The organism is Coleofasciculus sp. LEGE 07092 (assembly GCF_015207375.1).
Taxonomy (GTDB): Bacteria; Cyanobacteriota; Cyanobacteriia; order Cyanobacteriales; family Coleofasciculaceae; genus LEGE-07092.
On sequence record NZ_JADEWY010000054.1, the window covers coordinates 33,636 to 40,233 of the forward strand.

Consider the following 6,598-nt stretch of genomic DNA (forward strand, 5'->3'; position numbering starts at 1 on the left):
TTATATATCATAATATTCTTAATTATTGATAGTAATACGCTAAAAAAATATGAAAAACTAACATAACCGAAAACATACTAACTAAAATAATGTGAGTCGTTAGCCAGATAGAACGTAGGGTGCGAATCAGTTGTCCCTTAGAAATACCAGAACGTGATTTCTCAGCCCCTTCTTTAACCAAAGACCAACCAAAATACTTTCTTGGCGATTCTAGCACTCCAGTTTCTGCAACAACCCCCACCAATGCTGACAGAGTTGTCCCAAAAAATACCCACAAGAATACAGCATTAAAATTTAAGCCAGTTGCCCCTATTGTATGCAGAAGCGTTGTCCCAACTAATGTAACGCCAATTAGGATATGCAAACTGCGCCATAACTGAATAGAACCAGGAATTGTCAACTTGATCTGCCACCCCCGCCCCCGTTTCCTCGCAATTAATACCATTTCAAATAAAATGAGCACGAGGGAGGTATACCCTGTAATTTGTTTGTAGAGTTCTCCCTTTATCACCTGATGTAAATCAAAGGCGTTATCTCGTAAGAGGGGTAAATACAGAGAACTCAGGGCAAAAGGCGTTAGCAAGGCAACTGTAATAAACGTTAAGACAATAAGAGTAGAAAATTTTATCTGCCCTAACGTTCGCTCAAGAGACTGTAAAAAACCATTAATAACTTTACGTTCTCGTCTCTGAACTACTGAACTATCGAACGTCTTCTTACTCATCAAACTTTGACGCAGCATCCACGCCTATTTCAATCTAACAGTGGAGCTATGTCCTCCAACTAAACAATACAATCTCTGAGTAGAGATGCGAAATATTACCAAAAATCTTGCACTAAAACCTCTGCGAACCTCTGCGTTAAAAAAGCAAAATTTTATACAGTTACATCACGCATCTCTACTCCCCAATCAAGACCCTTCAACAGGTAAATTAATCATCACACCCCCCATAACATCCCCCATCTCAAAAACTTTGTCAGGATAGCGCTCTTGATGTACAGGATGATTATTGTGACAACTAACGCAAGCTTCCGCTACCGCTTTATCTGGATAGAGAGCCGAAAAATACTTCTGACCGCCGATCTCCTGATACTCTTTATAAGGTTCGCCCATTTCTACAACCTTCTCCATTGCTGTTTTTTCAAAGTCACTTTTAGGTGCTTGAGCATCATTAATATTCCAAGGTGAAATCAAACCATAGGTAAATTGACCTTTTTCTGATGCCAATTCAGCCCCCAAGCGGAACATTTGAGCAGGTAGAGGAACGCCATTTTCAGTTTGCCAACTCTCCGTAGCTTCTGCTGGCACTACACCATCCTTTTTGTCCTTCCCTTCAAGTTTTTTAAGACGATTCACCACATTTTTGGTATAAGCAGTGCGATCAGATTCCAAAACTGTGTGGATATAATCAGTTACTACTTCTGGCGATACACTCCCTTGAGCTTGTTCTTGAGCAGGTGAACCCCCGCAAGCAATAACTGTAAAACAAATGGCTATTGCCAAAGCAAATAGGGCGACAATTCTCGACTTAACTAGCTGTATCCAATAATTAACTGCAACCATTTTGGTGTTCCCTCTAATGAACTTAAATCATTCAATAAAGAAAGGTTTCACTTTCTTTTCTGTTTCAAGGCGCGAATCATATCCAAACTTTCTAACTGCTGAGTGGGTGGCTCTGAAAAATCAGCCTCTACCAATTCATCATCAAAAATGCTGTTGTAGGAATATTCCATACCATGGCAATTCATGCAAACCTCTTTGACCATGCGATCGCGCGGGAGTAAGGTAAAGGTATTGTTGTGATTTACAAACACCGTACTTCCCCTCTCCTGACGTGGTAAATGACAGGTTGCACAAGTTACAGACTCGGCAGTAGGTCGGGGTAAGCTCCCTTGAGCCGCAAATAATTGAGCGTGCTTTGATTGTTTATAATTCAACGAATGGCGGTCATTATGACAACTCAAACAAGAATCCACCGACGCCTGTAAGGTATTGACTGAATGAACATCGTGACAGGTATTGCAATTCATCTGCTTTCCAGTTGCTGATGCTTTCATGGGTAGATGAGCCATTCCTGGAGTTAAGGGTGTCATCCCTTCCCCAAGCCTAATGCCATGTTTACCCAATAAAAATGTTTCAACCTCCTGTTCATGACAACTTTGACAACTCTCGTAGGTTGGTTGAGCAATGAATGCCTTAGTTTGAGCATCTTGGTGACAACTGGAGCAGTTAATCTCGGCTAAAGCATGAGCGCTTTCCTGCCATAACGGATTAATCTTATCCAACTCTGCTTGAGACAAATTTTCCGCCATCGCCCGAACATCACCAAGGACAAAAAAGCCTAGTAAAACCATCACTAACACCACCATTTTTCTCATCACTTGCCCCCCAGAAATTCCTGCTCTAAATCGGGTGCAGGTGGCGACTCTAAGGTAGTCGTAATTGTCAATTCCGGTGGCATGGGTTTGGGCAACATCGGCGGTTGGTCTAAATTACTTCGCAAAAACCCAGTGGAAATAGAACGATGATCATGGAAGTTATGACAGCCCGCCGTCCAACACCCATCCGGAGAAAATCCATTATGACTTTGCAATTCCCCCTGAATAATTCCTTCATGACAGGTCATACAAAGATCCGGCTTTAGGTGTACCCCTCGCCCAAACATATGGACGTGTTCCTGATGACAAGTCGTGCAGGTCAACACTGCCAATTTCTCCAAATCAGCTGCCCAGCGAGGGTCACGAAACTTCTTTGAGCCATGGGCATCGTCTGCCATTTCTGCTTCGTGACAGCGCATACAAGTCTCATTGCTGACAGGTTTAAACCCTTCATGACAAGAATTGCAAGATGCCTCAAATAAAATATGCCCATCTGAGGTTTTCCCTGGTAAGAAAACCTGGCGTTGATTCAATGCTAAAGCAGCAGAAAACCACACTAACAGTAAGACAATGACCCCAATTATTACAGTTTTGACTTGGAAAAAATGACTGAGATTGAAACCCCTGCCCAGATGACTAGCCATGGTTTACCCTAATTTGGTAACTTCCGGTGGGTATTCAGCCCCTTCTAGCATCAGGGTAGTAATTGCACCATAACCATCAACCCATGCTTGTTTCACTTCCGGTGTCCAACTTTCTCCTAAATAATCACCAAAGGTTTTGAGTAGAGCATTACCGACTAGAGGATAATGCGCAGGTAACGTGCCATATTTAACGTGTCTTGCCCCCAGTCCTTTGAGAGCATCACTCAAAACATCCGGTTTACGAAGATTGTCCACAACTAGCACCAGAGAATTGAGCAACATTTTCTGTTGGTTTGCCATGTTGGTATTGGCAAATAAAGGTTTTGCTTCTGGGTAGGCGGTGAAAAGATTGTCGTAGAAACTAACAACAAAGTCATTGGCTTGAAGTTTGATTTGCTCAAAGCTTTGTTCTAGAACTTCCACTTGCAAAGGCATCACTGATAGTCCCTCATTAACGAGATTGGATATATATTAGTGACGCGACAGTTTAAATTAGTAGCTTTAATTACAATTTTTTTTCATTGATGGACTTTATGCATTATTTTTATGCCTTTTATACATAATTCCGAAAATGAGTCTCAAATCTTTTTGCTGGGTAAAGGCGGGTTAAGCTAGATTGCTTGAGTCTCGCTAACCGATAGTATTTATACAAAACCCGCCCTCTCCTACTAGCGAACGGGTCGCTGTCTTATTTTCTCGAACAACAAGCGCATCTGGTTGGAGTTACTCCATAACTCTTCAAGACCGTCAAACAGAAAATTGGTGGACGGTATTTTGCCTGCTGGCAGAATTGATAGGTGAGTTGGTAAGTCAAATTCCATTTGAGCTAGCTGCTGTTTAATCAGAGCAATCGCTTCAGGAGAGAATCCTCGATTGCTGTTGGTGAGCTGAATGATAAAGACTTTCTGTTTAGTGGATTTGGTTAGTGCATAGCTTTCTTGAATGGTTGTGATGGCAGAGTCGGCTTGTTCTTGTGGTGTTGGTAGTTGCTCCATAGAGTTGGGGTAGCTTCCCGTGCATTATTCCTGCTGCTGTTTCTTTCGTTTCAAGATAGCGTCTCGTAACCTTCTGGCTGTTTCTTCTTGAGCTTTCTGTTCCCGCTCCTTTTTCTCTTTGTCGCTCTCACTCATAAATAACCTCCTTTTTGAGGTGAAAAAAAACTTATTCACCACAAAACGAGGATTTCCGGAAAAACTCGTGATTTATCCCTGTTGAGTCTAGAATCGCCTAATTCGCCGTTGCTAGCGTTTCGATGCAAATCTAGTTTTGTTGCAACAAGCCTAATGACTCACGAGACTCTTGCCAATGTTCGGTCTTAGCACTCAGGAGTTCCCTGTTCCCGAATAAGAGCAAGAAGTCTAATGAAAACTTTACAATAACTTTACGACTTCTTTAAAGAGTTTTGTGTAATCTTGGAACATTAGATACAGTTGTAGGGTGTACTCCAATGTGAAGATGCCCAACTTAAATCCTATTATTGTTGGTTGAGGAGTGACTCAACTCTTATGGCTACACTTTTTTTGTCAGAGGAGAATACTCCAACTCCAAACCTGGCTTGGCATCAGCAAAAGGCGCTTGGACAAGGGGAGATTTTGGTAGAAACGCGATCGCACTCGGCTTGGGGTGGTGCGGTAACAGCGCATATGTACATACCCCTAGCGCGATCGCACGTTTGGCAGCAACTCACCGATTACCCCCGGTGGGTGCAATACTTTCCCGATGTCACCAAAAGTGAAATCTTGCACCAAGGTGAGGCAAAACGTTTGTATCAAGTTGCCAAGAAAGCCTTTATGTTTCTCACCGCTCAAGTCGAAATATACCTGAACGTCTTTGAGGTGCTTGGGCAACGCATTCAGTTCCGGCTAGAAAAAGGCACCTTCGCCGATTTTACGGCTGACTTGAGACTGCAAGATTGTGACAAGGGGACGTTGCTCACCTACTCGGTGCAAGCAACGCCGAACATTCCATTGCCAGCATTTTTGATTCAACAAGCGATGCATATGGAATTGCCCAAAAATATGCAGAATATGCGGCAAGTTCTCTGTAAGAGTTGAAATGAGGTGGGAGTAGCTGTCACTTGCTCTTAATTGCCGTACAACCAGCGGTGGCAGATGCTCCCTGTTGGATTTCCAGAGCGTTTCATAGAGTTTTAGTATCTATGGTTGCCGGTCAGCGTTGGACAGTTCGCGATCGCTATAGCAATGATATCTACTTGACCGAGGAGCGTTGGGAACACATTATCGACCTCGAAAATCATCCAGAAACAGACCATATCCTGTTACGTATTACTCGCCATGACAAAAAAGCAGTAAGTTTCGTTGAGTGAAGTATAGTTGATTATAAAGGGGAGATCGCGGCGGTCTAAGACACCATCTCCTATTTTTTACTCTGACAATTCAAACCCCCAAAACACTCCCAAAAACCTCACATCATATTCAACGGATCAACATCAATCGTCAAACTCACCTCCGGCGGACAAACCCCCCGCAACTCCTCCACATCCGGTAACTCCACCGCCACCTCTGCCGGAAACTTCAGCAAAATATGCCACCGATAGCGACGCGCCATCCGCATGATACCCGCAGGTGCCGGTCCCAAAATTTCATATCCCAAGCCCGCTTGACCCAACCACTCGGCTAACTCCGCCGCCGCATTTTCAACTTCCACCTCTTCCAACCCACTCAACCGTAACAAAATCAAATGTCCGTAAGGCGGATAATTTAGTACCTGCCGTTGTTCTAATTCCGCCTCAGTAAACGACTCATACTCGTGATTCTTCACCGCTTGAATCACCGGATGTTGGGGACAGTAAGTTTGCACAATGACCTGACCAGGGTCATCCCCCCGACCCGCACGACCCGCCACCTGGGTTAACGTTTGAAATGCCCGTTCTGCTGCCCGATAATCGGCTAAATGCAATAATCCATCTGCGGCAACGACCCCCACTAATGTTACCCCCGCAATATCCAACCCCTTGGTTAACATTTGCGTCCCCACCAATAGGTCAGCTTCTCCATTCGCAAATCGGGTTAGTAGCGTGCGGTGTGCGCCCTTAGTCCGGGTGGTATCGCTATCAAACCGAATGATCCGCAAATCAGGAAACTCCTTCGCCAACTCCTGTGCTACCCGTTGCGTACCACTGCCAAAAAATTTCAGATAAGGAGAACCGCATTCGGGACAATTGCGAGGGTGAACTCGTGTGTAATTGCAATAGTGACACCGTAGCAGTTGAGTCGCCCCCTCGTGAGTGTAGTGATAGGAAAGCGAAACATCACAATTCGGGCATTCCACCACATACCCGCAACTGCGACAGGAGACAAACGTACTATGCCCCCGCCGAGGGATAAATAAAATACCCTGCTGTCGCTGGTCTTGTAATTGTTGTAACCCCTCTTGCAAAGAACGGCTAAAAATTGAGCGATTCCCCTGCTGCAACTCCCGCCGCATATCCACAATTTCCACAGGGGGTAGGGGTCGGGAGTAGATACGTTCTGGTAAGGAGAGGTAGTGGGAAGGTGAGGAAGATGGGGAAGATGAGGAAGAAGTCAATTTATTCTCCCCCGCTCCCCCGCTCC

9 protein-coding genes are annotated in these 6,598 nt (G+C 44.4%); 2 read left to right on the forward strand and 7 right to left on the reverse strand.

Translation table 11 applies throughout. The annotated features are described in order from the left end of the window. Positions 1-22 precede the first annotated feature (22 nt). From IQ257_RS14840 to IQ257_RS14865, 6 genes are all read right to left on the reverse strand, one after another. A complete protein-coding gene (locus IQ257_RS14840; RefSeq protein WP_228060726.1) occupies positions 23-742 on the reverse strand; it encodes a hypothetical protein in 720 nt (239 codons plus the stop codon). A gap of 168 nt (positions 743-910) precedes the next feature. After that, positions 911-1,564: a Tll0287-like domain-containing protein gene (locus tag IQ257_RS14845; protein WP_193878347.1), complete on the reverse strand. Its 654-nt coding sequence runs from the start codon at positions 1,562-1,564 to the stop codon at positions 911-913. A gap of 47 nt (positions 1,565-1,611) precedes the next feature. Next, complete coding sequence (locus IQ257_RS14850) at positions 1,612-2,379, reverse strand: cytochrome c3 family protein (RefSeq protein ID WP_193878375.1); 768 nt, start codon at positions 2,377-2,379, stop codon at positions 1,612-1,614. Next, positions 2,379-3,023: a cytochrome c3 family protein gene (locus IQ257_RS14855; protein WP_193878345.1), complete on the reverse strand. Its 645-nt coding sequence runs from the start codon at positions 3,021-3,023 to the stop codon at positions 2,379-2,381. The genes IQ257_RS14850 and IQ257_RS14855 overlap by 1 nt, the downstream gene beginning before the upstream one ends. A 3-nt stretch (positions 3,024-3,026) precedes the next feature. Then, entirely contained in the window at positions 3,027-3,458 is a 432-nt protein-coding gene (locus IQ257_RS14860) for a globin family protein (protein ID WP_193878373.1), read from the reverse strand. 233 nt (positions 3,459-3,691) lie between these two features. Next, positions 3,692-4,018 (reverse strand): hypothetical protein, encoded by a 327-nt coding sequence (locus tag IQ257_RS14865; protein WP_193878336.1) that lies wholly within the window; start codon positions 4,016-4,018, stop codon positions 3,692-3,694. Between the two features lie 510 nt (positions 4,019-4,528). Between IQ257_RS14865 and IQ257_RS14870 the strand changes: the two genes are divergently transcribed. Next, positions 4,529-5,077: an SRPBCC family protein gene (locus IQ257_RS14870; RefSeq protein ID WP_193878334.1), complete on the forward strand. Its 549-nt coding sequence runs from the start codon at positions 4,529-4,531 to the stop codon at positions 5,075-5,077. Between the two features lie 104 nt (positions 5,078-5,181). Continuing rightward, on the forward strand, positions 5,182-5,349 hold the full coding sequence (locus IQ257_RS14875) for a hypothetical protein (protein WP_193878332.1): 168 nt from the start codon (positions 5,182-5,184) through the stop codon (positions 5,347-5,349). A 98-nt stretch (positions 5,350-5,447) separates the two neighbouring features. Here the strand turns inward: IQ257_RS14875 and priA are convergent. Next, a partial coding sequence (gene priA / locus IQ257_RS14880) for a replication restart helicase PriA (RefSeq protein ID WP_193933091.1) occupies positions 5,448-6,598 on the reverse strand: 1,151 nt, incomplete at its 5' end.